General features: G+C 64.5%; 27 protein-coding genes. All 27 read right to left on the reverse strand.

Translation table 11 applies throughout. The annotated features are described in order from the left end of the window. Positions 1–39 precede the first annotated feature (39 nt). The 27 genes from nuoN to rpmF all read right to left on the reverse strand — a co-directional run bounded on the left by nuoN (position 40) and on the right by rpmF (position 26,260). A complete protein-coding gene (gene nuoN, locus C8J98_RS14455; protein WP_107913901.1) occupies positions 40–1,500 on the reverse strand; it encodes an NADH-quinone oxidoreductase subunit NuoN in 1,461 nt (486 codons plus the stop codon). Between the two features lie 13 nt (positions 1,501–1,513). Further along, a complete protein-coding gene (locus C8J98_RS14460) occupies positions 1,514–3,025 on the reverse strand; it encodes an NADH-quinone oxidoreductase subunit M (protein WP_107913902.1) in 1,512 nt (503 codons plus the stop codon). A 14-nt stretch (positions 3,026–3,039) separates the two neighbouring features. Next, positions 3,040–5,073, reverse strand: a complete 2,034-nt coding sequence (gene nuoL, locus C8J98_RS14465; protein WP_107913903.1) for an NADH-quinone oxidoreductase subunit L — start codon at positions 5,071–5,073, stop codon at positions 3,040–3,042. 4 nt (positions 5,074–5,077) lie between these two features. Continuing rightward, positions 5,078–5,383 carry an NADH-quinone oxidoreductase subunit NuoK gene (gene nuoK, locus C8J98_RS14470; protein ID WP_036112219.1) on the reverse strand — a complete coding sequence of 102 codons (306 nt, stop codon included), beginning with the start codon at positions 5,381–5,383 and terminating at the stop codon, positions 5,078–5,080. After that, complete coding sequence (locus C8J98_RS14475; RefSeq protein ID WP_107913904.1) at positions 5,380–6,039, reverse strand: NADH-quinone oxidoreductase subunit J; 660 nt, start codon at positions 6,037–6,039, stop codon at positions 5,380–5,382. The genes nuoK and C8J98_RS14475 overlap by 4 nt, the downstream gene beginning before the upstream one ends. Positions 6,040–6,058: 19 nt before the next feature. Then, entirely contained in the window at positions 6,059–6,550 is a 492-nt protein-coding gene (gene nuoI, locus C8J98_RS14480; protein WP_046968717.1) for an NADH-quinone oxidoreductase subunit NuoI, read from the reverse strand. Positions 6,551–6,555: 5 nt separating this feature from the next. Next, positions 6,556–7,578, reverse strand: coding sequence for an NADH-quinone oxidoreductase subunit NuoH (nuoH, locus tag C8J98_RS14485; RefSeq protein ID WP_107913905.1), 1,023 nt, complete (start codon positions 7,576–7,578; stop codon positions 6,556–6,558). Between the two features lie 2 nt (positions 7,579–7,580). Next, a complete protein-coding gene (nuoG, locus tag C8J98_RS14490; RefSeq protein WP_107913906.1) occupies positions 7,581–9,893 on the reverse strand; it encodes an NADH-quinone oxidoreductase subunit NuoG in 2,313 nt (770 codons plus the stop codon). Continuing rightward, the gene (nuoF, locus tag C8J98_RS14495) at positions 9,890–11,233 is read right to left on the reverse strand and encodes an NADH-quinone oxidoreductase subunit NuoF (RefSeq protein WP_107913907.1); all 1,344 of its coding nucleotides are present in this window, start codon (positions 11,231–11,233) and stop codon (positions 9,890–9,892) included. The genes nuoG and nuoF overlap by 4 nt, the downstream gene beginning before the upstream one ends. Positions 11,234–11,243: 10 nt before the next feature. Next, a complete protein-coding gene (nuoE, locus tag C8J98_RS14500) occupies positions 11,244–11,771 on the reverse strand; it encodes an NADH-quinone oxidoreductase subunit NuoE (RefSeq protein ID WP_107913908.1) in 528 nt (175 codons plus the stop codon). 21 nt (positions 11,772–11,792) lie between these two features. Continuing rightward, positions 11,793–13,022 carry an NADH-quinone oxidoreductase subunit D gene (locus C8J98_RS14505; RefSeq protein WP_233260248.1) on the reverse strand — a complete coding sequence of 410 codons (1,230 nt, stop codon included), beginning with the start codon at positions 13,020–13,022 and terminating at the stop codon, positions 11,793–11,795. 27 nt (positions 13,023–13,049) lie between these two features. Then, positions 13,050–13,778 carry an NADH-quinone oxidoreductase subunit C gene (locus C8J98_RS14510; RefSeq protein ID WP_107913910.1) on the reverse strand — a complete coding sequence of 243 codons (729 nt, stop codon included), beginning with the start codon at positions 13,776–13,778 and terminating at the stop codon, positions 13,050–13,052. A gap of 13 nt (positions 13,779–13,791) precedes the next feature. Continuing rightward, positions 13,792–14,346, reverse strand: a complete 555-nt coding sequence (locus C8J98_RS14515; protein ID WP_046968724.1) for an NADH-quinone oxidoreductase subunit B — start codon at positions 14,344–14,346, stop codon at positions 13,792–13,794. Further along, entirely contained in the window at positions 14,337–14,693 is a 357-nt protein-coding gene (locus C8J98_RS14520) for an NADH-quinone oxidoreductase subunit A (protein WP_046968725.1), read from the reverse strand. Before C8J98_RS14520 ends, C8J98_RS14515 begins: the two co-directional genes overlap by 10 nt. Before the next feature lie 268 nt (positions 14,694–14,961). Continuing rightward, positions 14,962–15,321 (reverse strand): PilZ domain-containing protein, encoded by a 360-nt coding sequence (locus tag C8J98_RS14525; protein ID WP_046968726.1) that lies wholly within the window; start codon positions 15,319–15,321, stop codon positions 14,962–14,964. A gap of 37 nt (positions 15,322–15,358) precedes the next feature. Next, positions 15,359–16,342, reverse strand: coding sequence for a PIG-L family deacetylase (locus tag C8J98_RS14530; protein WP_146171643.1), 984 nt, complete (start codon positions 16,340–16,342; stop codon positions 15,359–15,361). Between the two features lie 41 nt (positions 16,343–16,383). After that, the gene (gene holB, locus C8J98_RS14535) at positions 16,384–17,319 is read right to left on the reverse strand and encodes a DNA polymerase III subunit delta' (protein WP_107913912.1); all 936 of its coding nucleotides are present in this window, start codon (positions 17,317–17,319) and stop codon (positions 16,384–16,386) included. Then, a complete protein-coding gene (gene tmk, locus C8J98_RS14540) occupies positions 17,316–17,966 on the reverse strand; it encodes a dTMP kinase (protein WP_107913913.1) in 651 nt (216 codons plus the stop codon). The genes holB and tmk overlap by 4 nt, the downstream gene beginning before the upstream one ends. Continuing rightward, positions 17,957–18,985 (reverse strand): endolytic transglycosylase MltG, encoded by a 1,029-nt coding sequence (gene mltG / locus C8J98_RS14545; protein WP_107913914.1) that lies wholly within the window; start codon positions 18,983–18,985, stop codon positions 17,957–17,959. The genes tmk and mltG overlap by 10 nt, the downstream gene beginning before the upstream one ends. Beyond that, the gene (pabC, locus tag C8J98_RS14550) at positions 18,985–19,812 is read right to left on the reverse strand and encodes an aminodeoxychorismate lyase (protein ID WP_343125725.1); all 828 of its coding nucleotides are present in this window, start codon (positions 19,810–19,812) and stop codon (positions 18,985–18,987) included. Before pabC ends, mltG begins: the two co-directional genes overlap by 1 nt. Before the next feature lie 2 nt (positions 19,813–19,814). After that, positions 19,815–21,140 (reverse strand): aminodeoxychorismate synthase component I, encoded by a 1,326-nt coding sequence (locus tag C8J98_RS14555; protein WP_107914003.1) that lies wholly within the window; start codon positions 21,138–21,140, stop codon positions 19,815–19,817. A gap of 26 nt (positions 21,141–21,166) precedes the next feature. Next, complete coding sequence (fabF, locus tag C8J98_RS14560) at positions 21,167–22,483, reverse strand: beta-ketoacyl-ACP synthase II (protein ID WP_107913916.1); 1,317 nt, start codon at positions 22,481–22,483, stop codon at positions 21,167–21,169. A 149-nt stretch (positions 22,484–22,632) separates the two neighbouring features. Continuing rightward, positions 22,633–22,869 (reverse strand): acyl carrier protein, encoded by a 237-nt coding sequence (gene acpP / locus C8J98_RS14565; protein WP_107913917.1) that lies wholly within the window; start codon positions 22,867–22,869, stop codon positions 22,633–22,635. 187 nt (positions 22,870–23,056) lie between these two features. Then, on the reverse strand, positions 23,057–23,800 hold the full coding sequence (gene fabG, locus C8J98_RS14570) for a 3-oxoacyl-ACP reductase FabG (protein WP_107913918.1): 744 nt from the start codon (positions 23,798–23,800) through the stop codon (positions 23,057–23,059). 26 nt (positions 23,801–23,826) lie between these two features. After that, positions 23,827–24,777: an ACP S-malonyltransferase gene (fabD, locus tag C8J98_RS14575; RefSeq protein ID WP_107913919.1), complete on the reverse strand. Its 951-nt coding sequence runs from the start codon at positions 24,775–24,777 to the stop codon at positions 23,827–23,829. A 229-nt stretch (positions 24,778–25,006) separates the two neighbouring features. Then, entirely contained in the window at positions 25,007–25,999 is a 993-nt protein-coding gene (locus tag C8J98_RS14580; RefSeq protein ID WP_107913920.1) for a beta-ketoacyl-ACP synthase III, read from the reverse strand. A 66-nt stretch (positions 26,000–26,065) separates the two neighbouring features. Next, positions 26,066–26,260: a 50S ribosomal protein L32 gene (gene rpmF, locus C8J98_RS14585; RefSeq protein WP_107913921.1), complete on the reverse strand. Its 195-nt coding sequence runs from the start codon at positions 26,258–26,260 to the stop codon at positions 26,066–26,068. Between the last annotated feature and the right edge of the window lie 10 nt (positions 26,261–26,270).

The following is a 26,270-nucleotide window of genomic DNA, read 5'->3' on the forward strand; positions in this document are numbered from 1 at the left end:
CGAAGTCCGCGCCTTCTTCATACCAGCGTGACAAGGAACTCAGCCCGCGAAGGCTCTCTCGCACCAGGTCAGCAGCGGCGACCAGGCAAAGCCCAGCACCAGCAGCGCGAGCGCGTTGAGCGAAAGCACCCAGCGAGCCGGCGCGTCGGCGGTGGCACGAACGTCCGTGCCTTCGGTCGGCGCGTCGAAGTACATGACCTTGACCACACGCAGGTAGTAGTACAAGCCGATGATGGCGGCGACCGCACCCACCAGGGCCAGCCACAGCATGCCCGCATCCACGGCCGCCTTCAGTACCAGCAGCTTGCCGTAGAAACCAAACAGAGGCGGCACGCCGGCCAGCGAGAACATGATCAGCAACATCAGGAAAGCGAACCACGGCGAACGCTGGTTGAGGCCCTTCAGGTCGTCGATCTCTTCGCACTCGAAGCCCGAGCGCGACAGCACGATGATCATGCCGAAGGCCGCAGCGCTGGTCAGCGCATAGCTCACCGCATAGAACATCGATGCCGAGTAGCCTTCCGGACCGGCGTTGACGAAGCCGACCAGCAGGTAACCCATGTGCGAGATGGTCGAATAGGCCAGCAGGCGCTTGAGGTTGGTCTGTACCAGGGCAACGAGGTTACCGATCGCCAGCGAGAGCACGGCAAGCACCGCCAGCATCAGCTGCCACTGCGGGGCCAGCCCGGTCGCGCCACCGGCCGCATCGCCCATGCCCGTCGAAAGCAGACGGTAGGCCATGCCGAACGCGGCCAGCTTCTGCGCCGAACCGATGAACACGGTCACGGCGGTCGGCGAGCCCTGGTAAACGTCCGGAATCCACATGTGGAACGGCGCGGCGCCGAGCTTGAAGCCGATGCCGGTGATCATGAAGACCAGGCCGAACAGCAGCAGGGTCTTCCACTCGGTACCGACGATGGCCGCATGGATCGTGTGCAGGTCGAGGCTGTGCGTGGCGCCGTAAACCATGGACATGCCGTAGAGCAGCATGCCCGAGGCCAGCGCACCCAGCACGAAGTACTTGATCGCCGCTTCCGACGAGAGGCTCGAGTCGCGGTTGAGCGCGACCAGGGCGTACGACGAGAGCGTGAGCAGTTCGAGGCCCAGGTACGAGGTAACCAGGCTACCGGCCGAGACCAGGAACATGATGCCGACGGTGGCGAAGATGGTCAGCGTGTAGAACTCGCCGAACGGAATCGCGCGCTCCTTAAGGTACGGACGTGCATACACGAAGATCATCGCGGTGATGACCAGCGAGAACAGCTTCAGCACTTCCGCCACGCCATCGCGGACGAACATGCCGCCGAACGCCGTGACCGACGAGGCAGGCTGGCCGCTGACGACGAGGTACGCGCCGACCAGCAGGACGAGGATGGAGAGCCAGTGCACTGCGCCCTTCTGGCCGGGCTTGAGCCATGCATCCAGAAGAAGCAGCACGCAGGCCGCGACCACGAGATAAATCTCGGGGAGCAGGATCAGGATGTCGTTGATACTCGGCATGGGTAGTTCCCGCTCAGACTTTGGTGATGGCCAGTTGCTCGACAATCCGAGCAACCGACGCATCCATCAGGTGGACCAGCGGCTCCGGCCAGATGCCGAAGAGCAGCACACCGGCGGCGAACGCGCTCAGCATGAAGATTTCGCGACCGTTGACGTCCTTCAGTTCCGCGACGTGCTTGTTGGTGACGTTGCCCCAGAGCACGCGCTTCACCATCCACAAGGTGTAGGCAGCGCCGATGATCAGGGTGAACGCTGCGAACAGCGCGATCCACGGGTTGGCACTGAACGCGGCCAGGATGACCATGAACTCGCCGACGAAACCACTGGTGCCCGGCAGGCCGCTGTTGGCCATGGCGAACAGCACGTAGAACGGGGCGAAGATCGGCATCACGTTGATGACACCGCCGTAGTCCTTGATCTGACGCGTATGCATGCGGTCGTACAGCACGCCGATGCAGCTGAACATCGCGCCGGAGATGAAGCCGTGCGAGATCATCTGGACCATCGCACCCTGCATGCCCAGGCGCGCGGCATCGGGGTTGTTCGTCTCACGCACCAGGATGAAGGCGATGAAGATGCCCAGGGTGACGAAACCCATGTGCGCGATGGACGAGTACGCCACCAGTTTCTTCATGTCCTGCTGGACGAGGGCGATGTAGCCGATATAGCAGACCGCGATGAGGCTGAGGACGATGATCAGCCACTCGTAGTGCTGCGAGGCATCCGGCGCGATCGGCAGGCTGAAACGGATGAATCCGTAGCCACCGATCTTCAGCATGACGGCCGCCAGCACCACCGAACCACCGGTAGGCGCTTCCACGTGGGCGTCCGGCAGCCAGGTGTGCACCGGCACCATCGGGACCTTGATGGCGAAGCCCAGCAGGAAGGCGAAGAACAGCCAGCTCTGCTCGGTCAGCGTCAGGTGCACCGCGGCCATGTCCGAGATAGCGAAACTGCCACCGGTCTTGTGCCACAGGTAAAGCAGGCCGACCAGCATGAAGATCGAGCCGAAGAACGTGTAGATGAAGAACTTCAGCGTGGCGTAGACGCGACGCGGACCACCCCAGATACCGATGATGATGAACATCGGGATCAGCATGGCTTCGAAGAACACGTAGAACAGCATCGCGTCCGTTGCGCAGAAGACGCCGATCATCGCACCTTCGAGCATCAGCATCGCCGCCATGTACTGGTGCGGCTTGTTCTGGATGATCTCCCACGCGCCCACGATCACCAGGATCTGGGTGAAGGTCGTGAGGATGATCAGTGCGACCGAAATACCATCGACGGCGAGCGAGTAGTTGATGCCCAGGGACGGGATCCAGCTCATCGATTCGTTGAGCTGCATCGTACCCGTGGTGGCGTCGTAAGCAGGGATGAGGGCCAGGCTGGCGGCGAACGTGGCGACCGCGACCAGAAGCGATATCCAGCGGGCAAGGCCGGGGCGTCCGTTCCCGGCGAGCAGCACCGGAATGGCGCCGACGACCGGGAGCCAGATCAGCAGGCTGAGCAAGTGATTCGACATAGAGCTCGTTTCCCTTATTGCCCGATCAGCCAGTACCCGCCCAAGAGCAGGATGAGGCCGAGAATCATGGCGAACACGTAGTGGAAGAGGAATCCGGATTGCAGGCGGCGGACGCCACCGGCGATGCGCTGCACAAGGTTGGCCGAGCCGTTGACGATCGCACCATCGATGATGGCGGTATCGCCCACCTTCGACAGGCCTTCGCCCAGCTTCACGCCACCCTTCGCAAACACCGCGAAGTAGAGTTCATCGATCCAGTACTTGTGGTCTAGCAGCTCATACACCGGCTTCAGCGCGTTCTTGATCTTTCCGGCAAGGGCGACATTGAAGAGGTAGATGTAGGTGGCAACGGCGAAGCCGGCGAACGCGATCCAGAACGGCGGCTGTGCAAAGCCGTGCAGGCCTGCCGCCAGCGCACCGTGGAACTCGTGGCCGAGTTCGGCCAGCACGTCGTTCGCTTCGTTGACGTGGATGGCCTTGCCGAACCAGTCGCCGAACAGCATCGGGCCGACGGTGAGGCCACCGATGACGATCGACGGGATCGCGAGCAGGATCAGCGGAACGGTAACGACCCACGGCGATTCGTGCGGTGCATGCTCGAGCACGCCGGGCGTACCGTGATGGTCATCGTCGTCGTGCGCGTCATGACCGTGGCCATGCGCCTTGTGCTCGATCGTGAAGCGCTCCTTGCCGTGGAAGGTCATGTACAGCAGGCGGAAGCTGTAGAGCGAGGTGACGAACACACCGCCCAGCACGCAGAAGTATGCGTAACCGGCGCCCCAGCGATGCGATTCGCCGACGGCCTCGATGATCGCGTCCTTCGAGTAGAACCCTGCGAAGAACGGCGTCCCGGCCAGGGCCAGCGAACCGATCCACATCGTTATCCAGGTGACCGGCATGTACTTGCGCAGGCCGCCCATGTAACGCATGTCCTGCTCGTGGTGCATGCCCATGATGACCGAGCCCGCGCCGAGGAACAGCAGCGCCTTGAAGAAGGCGTGGGTCATCAGGTGGAACACCGCGCCGCTATAGGCGGACACGCCGAGTGCGACGGTCATGTAACCGAGCTGCGAGAGCGTCGAGTACGCGATGACGCGCTTGATGTCGTTCTGGACGATGCCGATCAGGCCGGTGAACAGCGCCGTGGTCGCACCGATCACAAGTATGAACGACAGCGCCGCATCGGTCAGCTCGAAGATCGGCGACATGCGCGCGACCATGAAGATACCGGCGGTGACCATGGTCGCCGCGTGGATCAGCGCCGAGATGGGCGTGGGGCCTTCCATCGAATCCGGCAGCCACACGTGCAGCGGCACCTGGGCGGACTTGCCCATCGCACCGATGAACAGGAGGATGCCGATGACGGTAGCGGCGTCCCAGGCATGGTTCTGGGTGATCTGCAACGTCTTGCCGACCAGCTCGGGAGCGTGGTCGAAGGCGGTCTGGTAATCCAGCGTGCCCATGAAGTACAGGATCGCCGAGATACCGAGCAGGAAACCAAAGTCGCCCACGCGGTTGACCAGGAAGGCCTTGAGGTTGGCGAAGATCGCCGTCGGGCGCTTGTACCAGAAGCCGATCAGCAGGTACGACACCAGGCCCACCGCTTCCCAGCCGAAGAACAGCTGCATGAAGTTGTTGCTCATCACGAGCATCAACATCGAGAAGGTGAACAGGGAGATGTAGCTGAAGAAGCGCTGGTAGCTCGGGTCTTCCGCCATGTAGCCGATGGTGTACAGATGCACCAGCAGCGACACGAAGGTCACCACCACCATCATCATGGCGGTGAGGCGGTCGATCATGAAGCCGACCGAGGCGTGGAAGCGACCGATCTCGAACCAGGTGTAGACGTCCTGGTTGAAGTTCTGTGCGCCGCCCCAGACCAGCTGGTAGAGAACGTAGAACGACAGGCCACAGGCAATCGCCACGCCCAGGATGGTCGCGGTGTGCGCCCCTGCCCGGCCGATCAGCTTGCCGAAGAGGCCGGCCAGGATCGCGCCCACCAGAGGGGCCAGTGCGATCGTCAGCAGGATTGAAAGCGAGAGACTCATCGGATCAACCCTTCATGCTGTCGATTTCGGCGACATTGATCGTGCTCCGGTTACGGAACAACAGGACCAGGATCGCCAGGCCGATAGCGGATTCCGCCGCGGCCACGGTAAGGATGAAGAACACGAAGACCTGGCCGCCCACATCGCCGAAGAAGCGCGAGAAAGCCACGAAGTTGGTGTTCACCGCCAGGAGCATCAGCTCGATCGCCATGAGCAGCACGATCACGTTCTTGCGGTTGATGAAGAGTCCGGCGACCGCGATACAGAAGAGGATCGCGCCGAGGACGATGTAATGGGAAAGCGTGATCACTTGGCGTTCTCCTGCGTCGGGTCGACGACCGGCGCCGGGGCCGGGCTGACGGAAGCCATCTGTTCGGTGGCGACCTTGATCACGCGGACGCGGTCGGTGGCCTGGACTTCAACCTGCTGCGAAGCGGTCTGGTGACGGACACCGACGCGCTGACGAAGGGTCAGGGCCACGGCAGCGACGATACCCACGGTGAGGATCAGGGCGGCAATCTCGAACGGCAGCAGGAAGTCGGTGTAAAGGGCCTGGCCCAGCCACGCGACGTTCGAGTTGCCGGCCGGGTTGGGACCGAGCGTGTGCGCGTGCATGGCCTTCACGCCGATCATCGCCAGCATTTCCACCAGCATGACCACGGCGACGACGATGCCTACCGGCAGGTAGCGGATGAAGCCCTCGCGGACGACCTCCTGCTTGATGTCCAGCATCATGACCACGAACAGGAACAGCACCATCACCGCGCCGACGTAGACGACGACCAGGGCGACGGCCAAAAACTCCGCTTCGGCCAGCAGCCAGACGCAGGCCATGCTGAAGAAGGTCAGCACCAGCGAGAGCACGGCGTGGACCGAGTTCTTCACGGTGATGACCATCAGCGCACCGATGACGGCTACCGCGGCGAAGAGGTAGAAACAGATGAGTTGAAGCAGATCGGTATTCATCGCGAGATTCTCCGGGCGCTCAGCGGTAAGCCGCGTCTTGCGCGCGGGCGGCAGCGATGTCCTGCTCGAAGCGGTCACCGATAGCCAGCAACTGGGCCTTGGTCACAACGTTCTCGCCGCGATGTTCGAAGTGGTACTCGTGCACGTGCGTCTCGACGATCGAATCCACCGGGCAGCTTTCCTCGCAGAAGCCGCAGAAGATGCACTTGAACAGGTCGATGTCGTAGCGCGTGGTGCGACGCTGGCCATCTTCCGGTCGCGGAGCCGAGTCGATCGTGATCGCCAGCGCCGGGCACACCGCCTCGCACAGCTTGCAGGCGATGCAACGCTCTTCACCGTTGGCGTACCGACGCAGCGCGTGCAGGCCACGGAAGCGGTTCGACTTGGGAATGTGCTCGAACGGGTAACGAATGGTGTACTTCGGGCTGAACATATAGCGCATGGTCAGGCCCATGCCCTTGAACAGCTCGATGAGCAGCAGGCTCTTGAAATAGTGGGTAACGCGGGTCATGGCTTTCAGGCTCCCGTGCCGATGTGGACCAGGCCGAAATACTTCATGCAGCCGGCGACGAGGACCCAGACGATGGTGATGGGGATAAAGACCTTCCAGCCCAGGCGCATGATCTGGTCATAGCGGTAGCGCGGGAAGCTCGCGCGGAACCACAGGAACAGGAAGGCAAAGAAGAACGCCTTGATGAACAGCCAGTGGAAGCCACCGTGGCCGATCAGGCCCCAGCTTTCCGGGAACGGCGAAAGCCAGCCGCCCATGAAGAAGATCGCGGTCAGGAAGCTGACCAGGATCATGTTGGCGTATTCGGCCAGGAAGAACAGCGCGAACGGCGAGCCGGAGTATTCGACGTGGAAGCCCGCGACGATTTCCGATTCGCCTTCCGCCACGTCGAACGGTGCGCGGTTGGTTTCCGCCACGCCCGAGACGAAGTAGATGACGAACACCGGCAGCAGCGGCAGCCAGTACCAGGTGAAGAAGTTGCCCGACTGCGCGTTGACGATGGCAGAGAGGTTCAGGCTGCCGGTCAGCACCAGCACGCAGACGATGGACATGCCCATCGACAGTTCGTACGAGATGACCTGTGCCGCGGCGCGCATGGCGCCGAGCATCGCGTAGCGCGAGTTCGACGACCAACCCGCGAGGATGATGCCGTACACGCCCATCGAGGTCATGGCGAGCAGGTAGAGCACACCGGCGTTGACGTTGGCGAGGACGACTTCCGGACCGAACGGCACCACCGCCCACGCGGCAAGCGCCGGGACCAGGGCAAGCATCGGCGCCAGGAAATACAGGGCGCGATTGGCGTTGGTCGGAAGGACGACTTCCTTCAGGAGCAGCTTGACGACGTCGGCAAAGGCCTGGAGCAAGCCGGCGGGACCGACCTTGTTCGGCCCCATGCGGACGTGCATCCAGCCGAGCACCTTGCGTTCCCACCAGACGTACAGTGCGACGCCGACGACCAGCGGCAGCACGATCGCCAGGATGTACAGCACCGGCAGCAAGACATGATCGAAGAGTTGAGCGCCCATGGTTACGCCTTGCTCACGGTGATGGCCGCGCCGTACGGAGGCAGCATGGCGGTTTCGGAGTGCGCGGCTTCGATCCACGCGGCGCCGTCAGGCACCGAGGCATCGATGGCCACCGGTAGGACGGCATCGCCGATGCGCGCATTGGCGCCATCGATGAGGCCGAGCTTGCCGGCGTCGTCCGCATTGATGCGGATGGCGGCGGCACGGTTCAGCGGGTGCGAAGCCAGCGCGCCAGCACGACGAACCACCGCATCGACGCGGTAGATCGGCGTGGTGGCAAGACGCGAGAAGGTCACGCCCGACGCACGCGTTGCGAGCGAGGCACGAACCTCCGAGGCACGCTCGGTGAGGCCTTCACGCAGGCCGGCGAGGTCGTCGAATTCGAAGCCGGCGACGCCGAGCAGGCCACCCAGTGCGCGCAACACCTTCCAGCCCGGACGCGCGTCGCCCGGTGCCTTGGCACCCGGCAGCACGGTCTGTGCGGTGCCTTCGACGTTGACCAGGGTCGCATCGATTTCCGGCGTCAGGCCAATCGGCAGGATCACATCGGCCGAGTCCTTCAGCGCATCGCTGGCGAAGGCGGCGAAAGCGACCACGGTCTGCGCCGAATGCATCGCCTGGAGGGCGAGCGTACCGTCGGCGAAGTCGTGCGGCGGCTCGACGTTGTAGAGCACATAGCCCTTGCGCGCCTGGAGCAGCATGCCACGTGCATCGAGACCGCCCGCGGTCGGCAGCACGCCGACCGAAGCGAGGCCCAGTGCGTTGGCACCGACCGGGATCTCGTTGAACGAGGCGCCGGCGGCCTGCGCGATGAAGCGCGCGATGGCACGCAGCCACGAGGCTTCCGGATGGGTCACGGCCGCATGGCCGAGGATGACCGCGGCGTTGTCACCAAGCGCCTTGAACGCGGCACGATGGGCGTCGGTCGTCTCCACACCGCTCAGGGCGGAAGCGATCGACTCCGGCACCGTGGCGCCATGCTCGCTGGCGGCTTTGGCCAGGATCAGCAGCTCGGCGACCAGCGCGTGCGGCGCGGCGACGGACTCGCCGGCCAGCGGGTAGTTGAAATTGAAATGGGCCGGGTTGACTGCGTAGACACTGGCGCCCTTCTTCACCGCCTGGCGGATGCGGTGGTTGAGCAGCGGCACTTCGTTACGCAGATCGGAACCGACCAGCAGCGCCGCCTTCACCTTGTCGAACGAGGCAATCGGCGAGGCAAAGGCCTTCGCGAACGCGTTGTCGGCAAAGTCGAGCTGACGCAGGCGATGGTCGACGTGGGCGCTGCCCAGGCCGCGTGCGAGGCGGACAAGCAACTCGCCCTCCTCGTTCGACGTGGCCGGATTCACCAACACACCGAGATCCGAGCCCGGAACGCTCTTCAGCGCTTCCTTCGCCACGGCGAGCGCGTCGTCCCAGGTCGTTGCCGACCACTGGCCGTTGCGCTTGACCATCGGCGACTTCACGCGGTCGGCCGCGTACAGGCCCTGGTGGCTGTAACGGTCGCGATCGGACAACCAGCATTCGTTGATCGTCTCGTTGTCGCGCGGCACGTTGCGCAGCACTTCACCGCGGCGCGTGTGCATCCACAGGTTGGAACCCAGTGCGTCGTGGTAACCGACGGACGGGCGCGCCACCAGCTCCCAGGCGCGGGCCTGGAACTGGAAAGGCTTGTTGGTCAGCGCGCCGACCGGGCAGACGTCGATGATGTTGCCCGACAGTTCGCTCTCGATCGTCTTGCCGATGTAGGTACCGATTTCCAGGTTCTCGCCACGGCTCATGCCGCCGAGCTCGTACGTGCCGGCGATCTCGCTGGTGAAGCGGACGCAACGCGTGCACTGGATGCAGCGGGTCATCTCGGTCGCGATCAGCGGGCCGAGGTTCTCGTCGGAAACGGTGCGCTTGCGCTCGTTGTAGCGCGATACCGAACGGCCGTAGCCGAGCGAGACGTCCTGCAGCTCGCACTCGCCGCCCTGGTCACAGATGGGGCAGTCCAGCGGATGGTTGATCAGCAGGAATTCCATCACGTTGCGCTGCGACTTCAACGCCTTGTCCGAACGCGTGAACACCTTCATGCCCTCGCCCACCGGCGTGGCGCATGCCGGCGCAGGCTTCGGCATCTTCTCGATTTCCACCAGGCACATGCGGCAGTTGGCGGCGATCGGAAGCTTGCGGTGGTAGCAGAAGCGCGGGATGGGAATCCCGACGGCGTCGGCCGCCTCGATGATCATCCGCCCCTTGGCGATCTGCACCGGAACGCCATCGATCTCGATATTGACCAGATCCGGCGCGGCGTTGGCTACGGGCTGCGCACTCATGCAGCGACTCCAGTGGTGACCGTGTCCGCCGGACCGTCGACGATCGACCGGCCATGCTCCACGTAGTATTCGAATTCGTGCCAGAAGTTGGCCAGGAAGCCCTGCACCGGCCACGCCGCGGCTTCACCGAAGGCGCAGATGGTGTGACCTTCGATCTGGCCGGCGACGGCCTTCAGGCGATGCAGGTCTTCCTGCGTGCCCTTGCCTTCGACGATGCGCGAGAGCACGCGGTGCATCCAGCCGGTGCCTTCGCGGCACGGGGTGCACTGGCCGCAGGACTCAGCCATGTAGAAACGCGAGATACGGTGGCAGGCGCGGACCATGCAGGTGGTCTCGTCCATCACGATCACGGCGCCCGAACCCAGACCCGAACCCGCCTTCTGCAGCGAGTCGTAGTCCATGGTGCATTCCATGATCTTCTCGGCCGTCAGCACCTTCATCGACGAGCCGCCGGGGATGCAGGCCTTGAGCTTCTTGCCGCCGCGGATACCGCCGGCCATCTGCAAGAGCTCGGAGAACGGCGTGCCCAGACGGATTTCGAAGTTGCCCGGGTTAGCCACGTGGCCGGAGACGGAGAAGATCTTCGGGCCGCCGTTGTTCGGCTTGCCAAGGTTGAGGAACCACTCCGCGCCGTTGCGCAGGATCGCCGGCACCGAGGCATACGTCTCGGTGTTGTTGATCGTGGTCGGGCGACCGTACAGCCCGAAGCCCGCCGGGAACGGCGGCTTGAAGCGCGGCTGGCCCTTCTTGCCTTCGAGCGATTCCATCAGGGCGGTTTCTTCGCCGCAGATGTACGCGCCGGCACCGAGGGCGTTGTAGATGTCCACGTCGATGCCGGTGCCGTCGATGTTCTTGCCGAGCAGGCCAGCCGCGTAGGCTTCCTTCAGGGCTTCTTCGATGTGCTCGAACGGCTCGTGGTGGAACTCGCCACGCAGGTAGTTGTAGGCGATGGTCGAGCCCGTGCAGTAGCACGCGATCGCCAGGCCTTCGATGACCGAATGCGGGTTGAAGCGCAGGATGTCACGGTCCTTGCAGGTACCCGGCTCGGACTCGTCCGAATTGCACAGGATGTACTTCTGGCCGGGCGCCGTGCGCGGCATGAAGCTCCACTTCAGGCCCGTGGGGAAGCCGGCGCCGCCGCGACCGCGCAGCGCGCTCTTCTTGATCTCTTCGATCAGCGCGGCGGGATCCGGCTTTTCCGCCAGGATCTTGCGCCATGCCTTGTAACCGTCCACCTTTTCATAGCTCTCGAGCGCCCAGGGCTTCTCGAAATGCAGGGTCGTGTAGACGACCTGGTGTTCCTGCGGTGCGGGTCCGACCGGACCAGTGGTGCTAGCCATTGCCCTTACCTCACTTAAGACCGTCGAGAATGGCGTCGACCGAATCGGCCGTCAGCTTCTCGTGGTAGTGACCGTTGACGACCATCATCGGCGCGCCTGCGCAAGCGGCGAGGCATTCCTCTTCCTGCTTGAGATAGATGCGGCCATCGGCGGTGCTCTCGCCGGTCTTGATGCCGAGTTTCTTCTCGCAATGACGAACCAGGCCTTCGGCCCCGTTCAACCAGCAGGAAATGTTGGTGCAGATGGCGACGTTGTTGCGACCGACAGGCGTGGTCTCGAACATCGAGTAGAAGCTCGCGACCTCGTACGCCCAGATCGCCGGCAGTTCGAGGTACTTGGCGACCGCGGTGATCAGTTCGTCGGTGAGGTAACCGACATTCTGTTCCTGCGCCGCCATGAGCGCCTGGATCAGCGCGGAGCGCTTGCGATCCGGCGGGAACTTGGAAACCCAGTGATCGATGTGGCTGCGGGTGTGATCGTTGAGCACGACAAGGGGATCGACGTCCTTGACCTGCTCAAAATGTCCGGTGGCTTTCATGATTCAGTTCACTCCGTCGACTTAGCGGTCGACTTCGCCAAAGACGAGATCGTAGGTGCCAATCATCGCGACAACGTCGGCGAGCATGTGGCCTCTCACGATCGCATCCATGGAAGACAGGTGGGCGAAGCCCGGCGCGCGCAGATGCACGCGGAAAGGCTTGTTCGCACCGTCGGACACGAGATAGCAGCCGAACTCGCCCTTGGGCGCTTCGACGGCGGTATAGGTTTCGCCGGCAGGTACGCCGTAGCCTTCGGTGAAGAGCTTGAAGTGGTGGATCAGCGCTTCCATGTCCGTCTTCATTTCTTCGCGGCTGGGCGGCGCGACCTTGTAGTTCTGCACCATCACCGGGCCCGGGTTGGCCTTCAGCCACGCGATGCACTGCTTGATGATGTTGTTCGACTGGCGCATCTCTTCGACACGGACCAGGTAACGGTCGTAGCAATCGCCGTTGACGCCCACCGGAATGTCGAATTCCATGTTTGCGTACGCGGCATATGGCTGCTTCTTGCGCAGATCCCAGGCAATGCCCGAGCCGCGCAGCATCGCGCCGGTCATGCCCCAGGCCTGGGCCTTCTCGGGCGGAATGACGCCGATGCCGACCGTACGCTGCTTCCAGATACGGTTATTGGTAAGCAACGATTCGTACTCGTCGACGCGCGCCGGGAAATCGTTGGTGAACTCCGTCAGGTAGTCCAGCATCGAACCTTCGCGCCACGAGTTGCGGCGCTTGAGGTCGGCGCCCTTGTGCCACGGCGACTCGCGGTACTTCGACATCTGGTCCGGCAGGTCGCGGTAGACGCCGCCCGGACGGTAGTACGTCGCGTGCATGCGCGCGCCGGACACCGCCTCGTAGACGTCCATCAACTCTTCGCGTTCGCGGAACGCGTAAAGGAAGACGGCCATGGCACCGAGATCGAGCGCGTTCGAACCCACCCACATGAGGTGGTTCAGGATACGGGTGATCTCGTCGAACATCGTGCGGATGTACTGCGCACGGATGGGCGCCTGGATACCCATCAGGTTCTCGATGGCCAGCACGTAGGCGTGCTCGTTGCACATCATCGAGACGTAGTCGAGGCGGTCCATGTAACCGATGGACTGGTTGAATGGCTTGGACTCGGCCAGTTTCTCGGTGCCACGGTGCAGCAGGCCGATGTGCGGATCGGCACGGACGATCGTCTCGCCGTCCATTTCCAGCACCAGGCGCAACACGCCATGCGCAGCAGGATGCTGCGGGCCGAAGTTCATCGTGTAATTGCGAATTTCTTCCACGGCTTAATTCTCCCGCCAATGATCGGCGGATTCCGCCCTGGCCGTATCGAGATCGGCGTCGTTACGGATCGTGCGCGGCACGAGCACGCGCGGCTCGATCGAGACCGGTTCGTAGATGACACGTTTCTGTTCGGGGTCGTAGCGCACTTCGACGTTGCCGATCAGCGGGAAATCCTTGCGGAACGGATGACCCACGAAACCGTAGTCGGTGAGGATGCGACGAAGATCCGGGTGGCCCTCGAAGATGATGCCGTACAGGTCGAATGTCTCACGCTCGAACCAGTCCGTACCCGGCCATACCGGCGTGACCGACGGAACGATCGGGAAGGCGTCGTCTTCACAGAACACGCGAAGGCGGATGCGCTGGTTGAGTTCGATCGACAACAGGTGAATGACCGCGGCATAACGACGCGGCTGCTCGACCTTGCGCGGGCGGTCGGCCCACGTGAAGCGACCCATGGCCTCACCTTCCACGCCACGCGAGAAGCTCTCGCCCTGCGCGGTGTCGGTGTCCCACTCGGTCTGCCCGTAGCTGAGGTAGTCGACGCCACAGACGTCGACAGGAATGGTGAAGCGGAAGCCCGCCTCGTCGCGCAGCGCCGTCGCGACGGAGATCAGGTCACGCGGAGCCACCTCGGCGGTGACTTCATTGCGGTCGACCTTCACCGTCAGTATGTCGCCGAAGCGCGCGGCGAGCCGTTCGACCAGCGAGGTCTCGTTGATAACGCTCATGTGCGATGCCCTGTTAACGCGCGATCGTGTGGGTGCGACGGATCTTCTTCTGCAACTGCAGGATGCCGTGGATCAGCGCTTCGGCCGTCGGCGGGCAACCCGGCACATAGATGTCGACCGGAACGATGCGATCGCAGCCGCGAACGACCGAGTAGGAATAGTGGTAGTAACCGCCGCCATTGGCGCAGGAACCCATGGAAATGACCCACTTCGGCTCAGGCATCTGGTCGTAGACCTTGCGCAGCGCGGGGGCCATCTTGTTCACCAGCGTGCCGGCGACGATCATCACGTCGGACTGGCGCGGGCTGGGACGGAAGACCACGCCGAAGCGGTCGAGATCGAGACGCGCGGCGCCCGCGTGCATCATTTCGACGGCGCAGCAGGCCAGGCCGAAGGTCATCGGCCACATGGAACCGGTGCGCGCCCAGTTCATCAGTGCGTCGATGCTCGTCACGCCGAAGCCACGGTTCACGACCGGAGCATCGCCGTTGGGACGCAGGATGTCGTCGACAAGGTTGAGCGGCGTCGGGTTGTGCATCACCCGATCGATGGTGGTCATCACTCCCATTCGAGCGCTCCCTTCTTCCAGACGTAAGCGAAACCGACCACGAGCAGCGCGAGGAACAGCGCCATCTCGATCAGCGCGATGGCGCCGATCTTGTCGAACACCACCGCCCACGGAAACAGGAAGGCGATTTCGAGGTCGAAGATGATGAAGAGGATGGCGATGAGGTAATAGCGCACGTCGAACTTCATGCGCGCGTCCTCGAAGGCCTCGAAGCCGCACTCATAAGGCGAGAGCTTTTCCGAATCGGGACGGCTGGGGCCGGCAAGCATGCCGATCGCCATCAGGACCACGCCTAGGCCTACGGCCACGGCAATGAACAACAGGACGGGCCAGTATTGGGCAAGCACGATGCTGCGTACCTCCGCGCCTCACTGGGCGCATCAGTGACCGTCGGCGGGGACGAGCGGTCCGGCTAGGGTCGCCAGAGCTTTTATCGAATCGATCCAAATGGATCGATCCGTGTCGGGACGCATTGCGTACCAACGACTCCGGATATCCACAATCTCACGTTGGGGAACCGATCTATTGTACCAGTGCGTGCAGGTATCACGACAAGTATTAATAAGGGGAATACTTGTCCAACACTGACATTCGGCTCCGGACCGCGCCGATATGTCACATGGTCTGGGTCGGACGCTCGGAGGCGAGCGTGCCCACAAGCAGGGCTTCGATCCGCTGCCGGGCGCCTTCACTCTCGGGGGACTCGTTGAACTGGATGCCGACACCGGCCGTGCGGTTACCCTGCGCACCCACGGGAGTGATCCAGACCACGCGACCGGCCACGGACAGGCGCTCGTTCTCGTCGATCAGGGTGACCAGCAGGGCCACTTCATCGCCCAGGCTGTAACGCTGGGCGGTCGGCGCGAACAGGCCACCGGTCTTCAGGAACGGCATGTACGAGATGTACAGGGAGTTCACGTCCTTGATCTTCAACGACAGAATGCCCTGGCGCGGCGATGAGCTGGTGGCGTTCATGGACACGTTGATTCCCCTGATTTGACCGTCATCCTAGCTACCCGGCAGCCCGGGCCACAAGCCCGACCGGTTCGGGATCCTGCCCTGCCCAGCCGTAGCGGTCGTAGATCCACGGTGTGGAGAGGTCGGCGGTCAGCTTGGCGAAGGCCGGACCGGGGGCGTCGCGCAGCGGAAGCACCCACTCATCCCCTGCCCGTTCGATGGGCGCGAGGCGCCACGGCCAGACCTGCACACCCTGGCCGTCCGCCAGAACCAGGCGCAATCGGGTCCTCGCCAGCGGGCCGGGATGCCAGGGAAGGCGCAGCGCGCCGACGCCCGGCGCCGAGGGTGCCCGGTCGAAACGTTCCGGACGCGAGGCCACGCCCAGCATGCGCTTGCGACTGAGCGCCATCTGGGTTGCATGCTCGAGGACGGCATCGATCTTGGTCGCCTGGTGCGCGGGGTCCGCATCGGGGACGATCAGATGCTCCGGCGCCGAACGCTCCGTGCCATGGACCATATAAGTGAGTATTTCGGCCAGTGAACCCGCCGCCGAGAGCGCCAGCCGGGCCAGGACGTGCGTCGAGCCGTGATCGGGGTGACTATCGCCCAGATCGGGGATGACGACGAGGTTGGGCCGCACACGCTCGACGATGCGGCGGATCGCGCCCACGGCCGCCGGTGTGCGCACACGCAGTTCCTCGGTGACCTTCATGTCGTGCCAGCCCAGGGCGTGTAAATGATCGGGGCCGACGCCGAGCCGGCCCAGCGCCGCGGCAACCTCAAGCCGGCGCCGCGCGCCCCAGCGGGCCCGGCCGGCCGCATCGATCACGAGGCGCCGTTCCAGCCAGCGCTGCGGCCAGGGATTGTCGTCGCCGTCGGTAAGCAGCAGCACATCGGCCCGGCCGCCCACGGCGAGCGTGCGCTGGATCAGCATGCCGGCGGCCAGCGACTCGTCGTCCGGATGGGGTGCGACGACAAGAAGTCGGGTGCTGCCGTCAATGACGGGGTCGCGGGACAAGGGGCGTTTCCTGAAAATCACGGGGTTATGCCGATTAGGGCCGAACGCCCGATAAGACGGCGTCAACGCCAGGCGGCAAGCAGCTCGAGCAGCAGCAGGTCCACGCGAAGCGGTCCGCGCAACGCGTCCCTCGCGCGGTTGGCCTTGCCGTACCAGGCGTCGAGCGATTCGTCGTCCAGCTGGCTTTCCAGTGGCGCGACCGCACCTGCTGCGCGCGCGCGGAGCTCGTCCGTGGCCGCCTGCGCGGCGAACCAAAGGTAACGAGCCGGTTCGGCGGCCTGCCAGCGCTTGACCACTTCCATGGCATCGCCACGGCCAGCGGCCAGGGCCTTGAGGTCATGGCGCACTTCGCCGCGCTGTTTCAACGCGCCGTCGGCCGCCCAGGTGCGCGCCATGCCGGGATTGCCGCCCGCGGCATCGAGTGCGGCTTCGGCATCCTTCACGCCTTCGGCGGCCAGCCAGGCCAGCGACGCTTCGCGAGCCGGCACCAGGAAATCGATGCGCTGGCAACGGCTACGGATGGTGGCAGGCAAACGCGCCGGCTCATCGGCAACGAGGACCAGCAGGGTGGCCTGCGTCGGTTCTTCGAGGGTTTTCAGCAGGGCGTTGGCCGCCGCCGCATTCATGGCGTCGGCAGGATCCACCGTGGCGATCTGCCAGCCACCGAACTGGCTGGACATCGCCAGCCTGGCGGAGAGGTCGCGAATCTGGTCGACCACGATCTCGCTGCGCGTCACGCCATCCTTGCGCAAGCCGAACGAGAGCGCGGCCACGTCGGGATGCGTGCCGGCAGCGACCAGCTGGCAACTGCGGCAGACACCGCAGGGTTTACCGTCCGTGGTTTGCTGGCAGAGCAGGCCCTTGACGAAGGTCGCCAGGAAATCCCGCTTGCCCAGGCCGGCCGGTCCGGCAAGTAAGAGGGCATGCGGCAAGGCGTCGCGCTGACGGCGTGCCTGGAGGCGTGCCCATGCATCGGCATGCCAGGGGCGCAGGCTCACGAGGCCACCCCGGCGAGCAGGGCCGCCACACCTTCGATGGCTTGTCCGAGGACTGCCTCCGGCGTGGCGCTCGCATCCAGCACGCGGAAGCGTCGTGGCTCGGCCGCGGCCCGTGCGCGATAGGCGTCGCGAACGCGCTCGAAAAAGGAATCACCCTCCACTTCGATACGATCCGCCTCGCCACGGCCCGCGGCACGTGCACGGCCGGTGCTCACGGGCAGATCGAGCAGCAGCGTGATATCGGGCTTCAAAGCCAGCGCAGCCCACCCCTCCAGCACTTCAATGCGTTCCACGGGCTGGCCGCGGCCACCTCCCTGGTAGGCGAAGCTGGCGTCGGTAAACCGGTCGCAAAGCACCCAACGGCCGGCGGCCAGCGCCGGCTCGATCACCTGGCGCACCAGCTGGGCACGCGAGGCGAACATCAACAGCAGCTCCGCTTCGGCACACAGTTCATTGTTTGCCGCGTCGAGCACCACGCCACGCACTGCCTCGCCCACGGCTGTACCACCGGGCTCGCGGGTGACGACCAGATCCACGCCCTGAGCACGCAGGTGCGCCTCGAGACCACGCAATAGCGTGCTCTTGCCGGCGCCTTCGCCGCCTTCGAGGGTGATCAGTCGGCCGCGCTTGGGTGTCGTCACTGGCATCGTTTCAATTGGTAGCAGGCCACGGCCCGGTTGTGGTCGTCGAGGTTCGCCGAGAAGACGTGGCTGCCGTCGCCCCGGGCGACGAAATACAGGTCCTTGCCTTCCACCGGATGCAGCGCCGCCTGGATCGCCGCACGCCCCGGCAGGGCGATCGGCGTCGGCGGCAGGCCGACCCGCGTGTACGTATTGTAGGGGGTGTCGGTGGTGAGGTCGCTCTTGTGGATATTGCCCACGTAGCTGTCGCCCATGCCGTAGATCACCGAGGGATCGGTCTGCAGCAGCATGCGTAGCTGCAATCGCCGGATGAACACGCCGGCGATGCGCGGGCGCTCATCAGCCCTGCCCGTCTCTTTTTCGACGATCGAGGCGAGGATGAGCGCCTCGTATGAAGTCGCCAGCGGCAGGTCCGGCGCACGTGACGCCCAGGCCGCATCGAGTGTCTTGCTCATGGCCGCATGCGCGCGCTTGAGGATGCTGGAGTCGGCATCACCCTTGACGTAGGCATAGGTCTCCGGAAGGAAGCGCCCTTCCGGGTGCTCGCCCTCGTTGCCCAGGCGCTTCATCAGCTCGTCGTTGTCGAGGCCGGCGCTGTCGTGCGACAGGGTGTCGGTAGCAGCCAGTGCCCGGCGCAGATCCGCGAAGCTCCATCCATCGACGATGGTGAAGTTGCGTTGCATGACCTTGCCGTTGGCCATGTCGCCGATCAGGTCGCGCGGCGTCATGCCGGTGCGCAACAGGTATTCACCGGCATGCAGGCGGCCCGAGGCACGCATCTCGATCGCCAGCACGCGCCAGTAAAGCGGCGAAGCCCGCGTCGCGCCGCGACCGCGCAGGTCGCGAACGATGTCCTTGAACGAGGCGCCCCGTGCCACGTCGATACTCTGTCCGGCCACGGGCACGCTCAAGGGCGTGCGCGCAAAGCGCGACCAGTCGAGAACGAGCCAGCTACCCACGGCAATCGCCGCGACCAGCACCACCAGCAAAATCACCCGCCAGAGGGCGATGCCGCGCACTTTCATCAATCGGAATCCTTCGAACTGTTCGGAAGCGGCAGGCCGATCCCGCACCAGTGCGCCTGCCAGTGGCGGGTGACCGGGCCGGGCTGCCAGGTTCGGCCAGCAAAAGCCCGAACGGGAAGAATGCCCCGAACGGCCGATGTGAGGAAGACCTCGTCGGCCTCGACGAGCTGCTGCGGTGAAAGATGGTCGATATGTACGCTGCCGGCGCCCAGTAGCTCCGCGCGCGCCACACCGGCCACGCCACAACGGTCCACCGGCGGCGTGACAAGGCGCCCGGCCAGCACGGCGAACAGGTTAGCGGCTGTCGCGCAGATGACACGGCCCTGCGGGTCGGTCATCAGGCCCTCCTGCCAGCGCGCGTCGTCCCACTCCGAGCGGGCGAGCACCTGCTCGAGCCGATTGAGGTGTTTCATGCCGGCAAGCAAAGGCTGGTCACCGAGGCGCGTATCGCACAGGCGCAGTGCGATCCCGTGGCGATACATGTCCGCCGCAAGCGCTAGCGGGCCTACCGTGATCACCGTCGTCGGCTTCGCCATGCGCGGCCGCGCGTAGCCGCGCTCCCCGGTGCCCGCGGTGAAGGTGATACGGGCTACGGCGTCCTCCAGTCCCCCGGCGAGGCGCCGCACTTCGGCCAGCATCGCATCGGTATCGGGGGTGGCGAGCCTCAGACGCACCGTCGAGGCGCGCAGGCGTTCGGCATGTCGTTGCCATAGCGGCACGGCACCCCCGACCACGCGCAGTGTTTCAAACAGGCCGTCGCCGTACATCGCGCCACGATCCGCCGCATCAAGCCGGTCGGTCTCGATGAAGTCGACGGACGTGCGCATGCTCATGCCGCGCCGAAGATGCGCAACAGCCCGCGCGCCTTCGCACGCGTCTCGTCGAGCTCCCTGTCCGGGACCGAGTCGGTGACGATACCGGCGCCCGCCCGCAACGAGACCTGGGGCCCTTCGACCATGAGCGTACGGATGAGGATGTTGAGGTCCATGTCGCCATTGTCGTCGAGATAGCCGATCGCGCCGGTATAGGCACCGCGCGGCTCCCTCTCGATGTCGCCGATGATCTCCATGCAACGGACCTTCGGGCAGCCGGTGATGGTTCCGCCGGGAAAGGTCGCCGCGATCACCTGGCCGGGCGTCACGCCCTCGCGCGCACGGCCACGCACGTTGGAAACGATGTGATGCACGTGGGCGTAGCTCTCCACCACCATCAGCTCGTCCACCTTTACGCTGCCCGGCACGCACACCCGACCCAGGTCGTTGCGCTCCAGGTCGATCAGCATGACGTGCTCCGCACGTTCCTTCGGATGCGTCGTGAGTTCGCGGATGCGCGCCGCGTCGTCATCACCAGGCATACGCGGACGCGTACCGGCGATGGGCCTCGTTTGCAGGACGCCATCGCGCGACTCGACGAGGCGTTCCGGCGATGAACTGACGATCGCCCATCCCTGCTGCTGGAGCATGCCCGCGAACGGTGCGGGATTGGCCGCACGCAGCGCGGCCATCAGGCTCGCCGGCGACGGTGCGTCGGCGAACCGCGCCGACCAGCGACGCGAGAGATTCACCTGGAAAACATCACCCGCACGCAGGTGCTCGTGGATGCGCACGACGCCATCGAGGAACCGCGAAGGCTCGTCTTCTTCGACGAGCTCGGGCATGGCGAGCGTTAGGTCCGGCAGCGCCACGTCAAGGTCGGCGGCAAGCACGTCCAGCCAGTGAGTAGCGCCCTCTTCCGCGATCAGGATGGTGCGCTGCTCGACGTGATCGACGATCGCCGCCGCAGGCGTACGCAGGGCGAAGGCGACGGGCGCCGCGCCACTCGACGGCGGCAGCCGCAGGCTCGGCTCGATCTGGCCGACCAGCTCGTACGCGAGGTAGACGATCCAGCCACCATGAAACGGCAGGCCGTCCGCGACGCGAGGGTGGTGGCGCGTGGCCCACGCGGCATCGAGTGCATCGAGAAAACCGCCAGGAACGATGTTGCCCGCGGCGTCGCGCACGAGGTTATCCGCGCCGAGGGTCAGCGATGCATCGCCGGCGGCAAAGAGGATGTCGAAACGTGACTGGGGTGTTCCGGTGACCGCGCTTGCCAGCAAGGCCGGATAGCGCTCCGGATACGACGCGGCCGGCGCGAGGAGATCGCGCCGGCCGGCCAGGGTTCGCGTGACGAATGCCACGCCGATCAGAGGCGACGGAAGACGAGCGTACCGTTGGTGCCGCCGAAGCCGAACGAATTCGACACGACAATGTTGAGGTCCGCCTTTTCCGCCTTGTTCGGCACGAGGTCCATGCCAAGCGCGGCGACTTCAGGATCCACGTCGACGAGGTTCATCGTCGGCGGGATCACGCCATCGCGCAGCGCCATGACCGAGAAGATCGCCTCGACACCACCGGCAGCGCCGAGCAGGTGACCGGTGACCGACTTGGTCGAGCTGACCGCGAACTTGCCCTTCGCCGTGGCATGGTCGCCGAACACGTTGCGGATGGCCCTGGCTTCACCAAGATCGCCCACCGGCGTGGAGGTGCCGTGCGCGTTGACGTACTGCACGTCTTCCGGGGTGATGCGGGCGTCATGCAGGGCGTTGCGCATGGCCAGTTCCGCACCGTCGCCGCTGGGCGAAGTGATGTGGTACGCGTCGCCGCTCATGCCGAAACCGACAAGCTCGGCAAGGATGTTGGCACCGCGTGCCTTGGCGAACTCGTATTCCTCGAGCATAAGCATGCCGGCGCCGTTGGACAGCAGGAAGCCATCGCGGCCGATATCCCACGGACGGCTGGCGTGCGTCGGGTCGTCGTTGCGCGTGGACATCGCCTTGGCCGAGCAGAAGCCCGCCATCGCTGTCGTCGTGGTGGCATGCTCGGAACCGCCGGCGAGCATGGCGTCGGCATCGCCGTACTGGATCAGGCGCATGGCCATGCCGATGTTGTGCGCGGCCGTCGTGCATGCCGAGACCAGCGCGATGTTCGGGCCCTTCAGGCCGTGGTAGATCGACAGGTTGCCGGCCACCATGTTGATGATGGAGCTGGGCACGTAGAACGGCGAAACCTTGCGCGGGCCCTTTTCGTTGAGCTCGATCGCGGTGGCTTCGATCGTGTGCAGGCCACCGATACCGGCACCTGCGGCAACGCCGATGCGACCGGCGTTCTCTGCGGTGACGACCAGGCCCGACTGACGGAACGCATGCGTGCCGGCGACGATGCCGTAATGGATGAACGGGTCCATCCGCTTGAAGTCTTTCGCGATGGAACGACGCTCGTCGTCCAGCGCCCTGATCCCGGCCTCATCGGTCGGTGTCGCGACACCGTCGAAGAAGGAATCGACCGCGCTGAAATTACGGACTTCGCCCGCGATGCGGGTGGCGTAGGCACTGGTGTCGAAGTCGGTAACAGGGCCGATGCCGCTATTACCTTCGACGACGTTCTTCCAGGCGGTGGCGACATCGTTACCGACCGGCGAAAGGATCCCCATGCCGGTAATTACCACACGTCGTTTGCTCATGCGTTTGTTCCTTAGCACTTTATCCACGCAACCATACGCGAGCGCAGGTTACGAAAAGCGGAAACGAAAACTGCGCCTTTAGGCGCAGCTTTCGTGTGGCTCGGAGATCGACGGGAGGCGAACCCCCCGATCGACAACCAGGCGCTCTATCACTTCTGGTGAGCGGTGATGTAGTCGATAGCCTGCTGGACAGTCGTGATCTTTTCGGCGTCTTCGTCCGGGATCTCGGTCTCGAACTCTTCCTCGAGGGCCATCACGAGCTCAACGGTATCCAGCGAGTCGGCGCCCAGATCGTCAACGAACGACGCATTGTTGGTGACTTCATCTTCCTTGACGCCCAGCTGCTCGATAACGATCTTCTTGACGCGCTCTTCGATGGTGCTCATGTTGCCTTTACCTCCCGAGGGAAAATTCCGGCGGCATTGTAGTGGCTAAGGACTTGGCCCGCCAACAACAGTGCCGCCACGTGGATGACGCCCGGTTTTTCTTAGCCCGGACGCGAAACGATGATTGTCTCTCAAAAACGGGCCGGTGGCGACTGCCGCCAACCCTGGCCGATGAAGGCCCGCCCCATCAGGGCATGTACATGCCGCCGTTCACGTGCAGGGTCTCACCGGTGATGTACTTCGCCGCGGGAGAGGCCAGGAAGGCAACCGCCTCGGCAATGTCGTTGGGATCTCCCAGGTGGCCCAGGGCAATCCCCGACAGGAGCGCCGTGCGCTGCTCTTCCGGCAGTGCGCGGGTCATGTCGGTGTCGATGAAGCCCGGCGCGACCACGTTCACGGTGATGCCGCGCGAGCCAATCTCACGGGCCAGCGATTTCGAGAACGCGATGATGCCTGCCTTGGCCGCCGCGTAATTGGCCTGACCGGGATTGCCGGTGACGCCGACTACGGAAGCGATGCTGACGATACGGCCCTTTCGCGCCTTCATCATGCCGCGCATGACGGCTTTGGACGTCCGGAACACCGAGGTCAGGTTGGTCTCCATGATCGCGCTCCAGTCCTCTTCCTTCATGCGCATGAGGAGTTGGTCGCGTGTGATCCCGGCATTGTTGACCAGGATGGAGACCGCGCCGGCCTCCTTGGCGATACCGTCGATCAGCGCTTCGATGGCCGCCGGATCGGTCACGTTGAGTACGCGGCCGTAGCCGCCGTGAGCGGCGAGACGCTCGCCGATGGCCTCGGCGCCGGACTCCGTGGTCGCGGTGCCGAACACCGTCGCGCCAAGTGCCGCGAGGCGATCGGCAATGGCCGCGCCAATACCACGGCTGGCTCCGGTGACAAGCGCGATTTCGCCCTTGAGGGTCTGGGTCATGGGGGTTCCTGTCGTAACGGGGAAGGTCAGGCGGTTGCGGCCGCGAGCGCGGCGTCGAAATCGGCAGGCGTACCGATCGGCCTGGCCTCGACGGACTTGTCGATGCGCTTGATCAGGCCGGAAAGCACCTTGCCCGGACCGCACTCCAGCACCTGGGTCATACCGTTGGCGGCCAGCGCCTGGACGCATTCGGTCCAGCGCACCGGGAGGTAGAGCTGACGCATCAGCGCACCGCGAATGTCCTCGACCGAAGTGTGCACCTGGGCATCGGCGTTCTGGATCACCGGAATCGACGGCATCGACCAGTGGATGGCGGCCATGCGCTCGCCCAGCGTGTCCGCGGCTTCGCGCATCAGCATGCAGTGCGAGGGCACGGAAACCGCCAGCTTCACGGCCTTCTTCACGCCAAGGTCGGCCAGGCGGGCCAGGGCGCGGTCGACGGCCTCGGCATGACCGGCGATGACCAGCTGGCCGGGCGAGTTGAAATTCGCGGGTGCGACGATCTGGTCCTGGGCGACTTCCGCGCAAACCGCGGCGATCTGGGCATCGTCGCCGCCTAGGATGGCGGCCATGGCGCCGACACCGGCCGGCACCGCGGCCTGCATGAGACGACCGCGCTCGGCAACGAGACCGGCGGCATCCTTCAGGGAAAGGGCTCCAGCGGCGACGAGGGCGCTGTACTCACCCAGGCTGTGCCCTGACAGGTAGGCCGGGCGCGTACCACCCTGTTTCACCCACACGCGCCACACGGCCACGCTGGCGGCCAGCAGGGCCGGCTGGGTGTTCTCGGTACGGTTGAGGCGATCCTCCGGGCCGTTCTGGCTCAGCTCCCACAGGTCGATGCCAGCACCCTCGGACGCCTCGTCGAAGGCGGCGCGGACTTCCGGGTGGGCAGCGGCGAGCTCGGCAAGCATGCCGACGGACTGCGAGCCCTGACCGGGAAAGACAAAGGCGAGCGAGGCGCTGGATGCGGTCATGCGAGATGTTTCCGGAACGTCAAACCGCGAATGGTGCCAGCAACATGGGGGCGATTGCACCATTCGCAGGCGTGTGGTGACCTTCCGGGACCCCCTGTCGGGGGTCCCGGAAGGTCACCACGGTGGGAGCCGCTTCAGCGGCGAAAAGCCAACGAAGCGGTGTAGCCGAAAGCCATCGCCGGCATAGCCGGCTCCCACACTGAGCCTGGCAAACCCACCCATGCGGCAATCAATACCTCAACAGCGCCGAGGCCCAAGTAAACCCGCCACCGAAGGCCTCCAGCAGCAGGTTCTGGCCACGCTTGACCTTGCCCGAACGTACCGCGTAGTCGAGCGCCAACGGCACGGAGCCAGAGGAGGTGTTGGCGTGTTTGTCCACCGTGACGATGACCCGATCCATCGACATGTTCAGGCGCTTGGCCGTCGCTTCGATGATGCGCAGGTTCGCCTGGTGCGGAATCAGCCAGTCGATCTCATCTTCCTTCATGCCGGCATCCGCCAACGTCTCGCCGACCAGCGAATCGAGCGTCTTGACCGCGACCTTGAACACTTCGCGACCGAGCATGTTGATCTTCACGCCATGGTTCGGCGCATCCGTGAAGCCGGCGGACACGCCAACCGGATTGAACAGCAAGTGCTTGAAACCACCATCGGCGCGCATGCGCGTGGTGAAGATGCCCGGCTCGTCGGAGGCTTCCAGCACGACCGCGCCCGCGCCGTCACCGAACAGTACGCAGGTTTCGCGCTCCGTCCAGTCGACCATGCGAGTGAGGGTTTCGGCGCCGATCACCAGGGCCTTCTTCGACTGGCCGCTGCGCACGAATGCATTGGCGATGCCCAGGGCGTAGACGAAGCCGGAGCACGCCGCGTTCACGTCAAATGCGGCGCAGCCGTTGGCACCCAGGCGGTGCTGCACAAGGCAGGCAGTGGACGGAAAAATGAGGTCGGGGGTGGTCGTACCGAGAATGATCAGGTCGATCTCGGTCGCCTTGACGCCAGCCGCCTCGAGGGCACGCTGGGCAGCGAGAAAGGCGAGATCGCCCGTGGTCTCGCCGTCGGCGGCGTAGTGGCGCTCGGAGATGCCGGTGCGCGTTCGGATCCACTCGTCGGTGGTCTCGACGATCTTTTCGAGGTCGGCATTGGTCACTACCCTATCGGGAAGTGCGCTACCGGTACCGATGATGCGGGCGTATTTCAGAACCGTTCCCCTGTTCAGGGCCATGGGCCATAAACGCAAAACGGCGCGTTTCCGCGCCGCCTGCGTAGTGATCATCCCTGCGAAGGGAGATCAGTCCTCGACGCTGACCGCACCGCGGGTGTCGATGACCTTCTTACCGCGGTAGAAGCCATCTTTGGTCACGTGGTGACGCAGATGCACTTCGCCGCTGGTCGGATCGGTCGACAGCTGCACGGTCGTCAGCGCGTCGTGCGAACGACGCATGCCACGGGTGGAAGGGGTCTTGCGGCTCTTGGCAACTGCCATGACAAATCTC

Origin of the sequence: Luteibacter sp. OK325, assembly GCF_003050935.1 — a bacterium.
In the GTDB taxonomy this organism is placed as follows: domain Bacteria; phylum Pseudomonadota; class Gammaproteobacteria; order Xanthomonadales; family Rhodanobacteraceae; genus Luteibacter.

What these genes read in the sequence shown, in the direction of transcription:
- nuoN (WP_107913901.1), bottom strand. Translation starts at nt 1,500, where the DNA reads ATGCCGAGTATCAACGACATCCTGATCCTGCTCCCCGAGATTTATCTC.
- C8J98_RS14460 (WP_107913902.1), bottom strand. Translation starts at nt 3,025, where the DNA reads ATGTCGAATCACTTGCTCAGCCTGCTGATCTGGCTCCCGGTCGTCGGC.
- nuoL (WP_107913903.1), bottom strand. Translation starts at nt 5,073, where the DNA reads ATGAGTCTCTCGCTTTCAATCCTGCTGACGATCGCACTGGCCCCTCTG.
- C8J98_RS14475 (WP_107913904.1), bottom strand. Translation starts at nt 6,039, where the DNA reads ATGAATACCGATCTGCTTCAACTCATCTGTTTCTACCTCTTCGCCGCG.
- nuoI (WP_046968717.1), bottom strand. Translation starts at nt 6,550, where the DNA reads ATGACCCGCGTTACCCACTATTTCAAGAGCCTGCTGCTCATCGAGCTG.
- nuoH (WP_107913905.1), bottom strand. Translation starts at nt 7,578, where the DNA reads ATGGGCGCTCAACTCTTCGATCATGTCTTGCTGCCGGTGCTGTACATC.
- nuoG (WP_107913906.1), bottom strand. Translation starts at nt 9,893, where the DNA reads ATGAGTGCGCAGCCCGTAGCCAACGCCGCGCCGGATCTGGTCAATATC.
- nuoF (WP_107913907.1), bottom strand. Translation starts at nt 11,233, where the DNA reads ATGGCTAGCACCACTGGTCCGGTCGGACCCGCACCGCAGGAACACCAG.
- nuoE (WP_107913908.1), bottom strand. Translation starts at nt 11,771, where the DNA reads ATGAAAGCCACCGGACATTTTGAGCAGGTCAAGGACGTCGATCCCCTT.
- C8J98_RS14505 (WP_233260248.1), bottom strand. Translation starts at nt 13,022, where the DNA reads ATGAACTTCGGCCCGCAGCATCCTGCTGCGCATGGCGTGTTGCGCCTG.
- C8J98_RS14510 (WP_107913910.1), bottom strand. Translation starts at nt 13,778, where the DNA reads ATGAGCGTTATCAACGAGACCTCGCTGGTCGAACGGCTCGCCGCGCGC.
- C8J98_RS14515 (WP_046968724.1), bottom strand. Translation starts at nt 14,346, where the DNA reads ATGGGAGTGATGACCACCATCGATCGGGTGATGCACAACCCGACGCCG.
- C8J98_RS14525 (WP_046968726.1), bottom strand. Translation starts at nt 15,321, where the DNA reads ATGAACGCCACCAGCTCATCGCCGCGCCAGGGCATTCTGTCGTTGAAG.
- tmk (WP_107913913.1), bottom strand. Translation starts at nt 17,966, where the DNA reads ATGCCAGTGACGACACCCAAGCGCGGCCGACTGATCACCCTCGAAGGC.
- mltG (WP_107913914.1), bottom strand. Translation starts at nt 18,985, where the DNA reads ATGAAAGTGCGCGGCATCGCCCTCTGGCGGGTGATTTTGCTGGTGGTG.
- pabC (WP_343125725.1), bottom strand. Translation starts at nt 19,812, where the DNA reads ATGCGCACGTCCGTCGACTTCATCGAGACCGACCGGCTTGATGCGGCG.
- fabF (WP_107913916.1), bottom strand. Translation starts at nt 22,483, where the DNA reads ATGAGCAAACGACGTGTGGTAATTACCGGCATGGGGATCCTTTCGCCG.
- acpP (WP_107913917.1), bottom strand. Translation starts at nt 22,869, where the DNA reads ATGAGCACCATCGAAGAGCGCGTCAAGAAGATCGTTATCGAGCAGCTG.
- fabG (WP_107913918.1), bottom strand. Translation starts at nt 23,800, where the DNA reads ATGACCCAGACCCTCAAGGGCGAAATCGCGCTTGTCACCGGAGCCAGC.
- fabD (WP_107913919.1), bottom strand. Translation starts at nt 24,777, where the DNA reads ATGACCGCATCCAGCGCCTCGCTCGCCTTTGTCTTTCCCGGTCAGGGC.
- C8J98_RS14580 (WP_107913920.1), bottom strand. Translation starts at nt 25,999, where the DNA reads ATGGCCCTGAACAGGGGAACGGTTCTGAAATACGCCCGCATCATCGGT.
- rpmF (WP_107913921.1), bottom strand. Translation starts at nt 26,260, where the DNA reads ATGGCAGTTGCCAAGAGCCGCAAGACCCCTTCCACCCGTGGCATGCGT.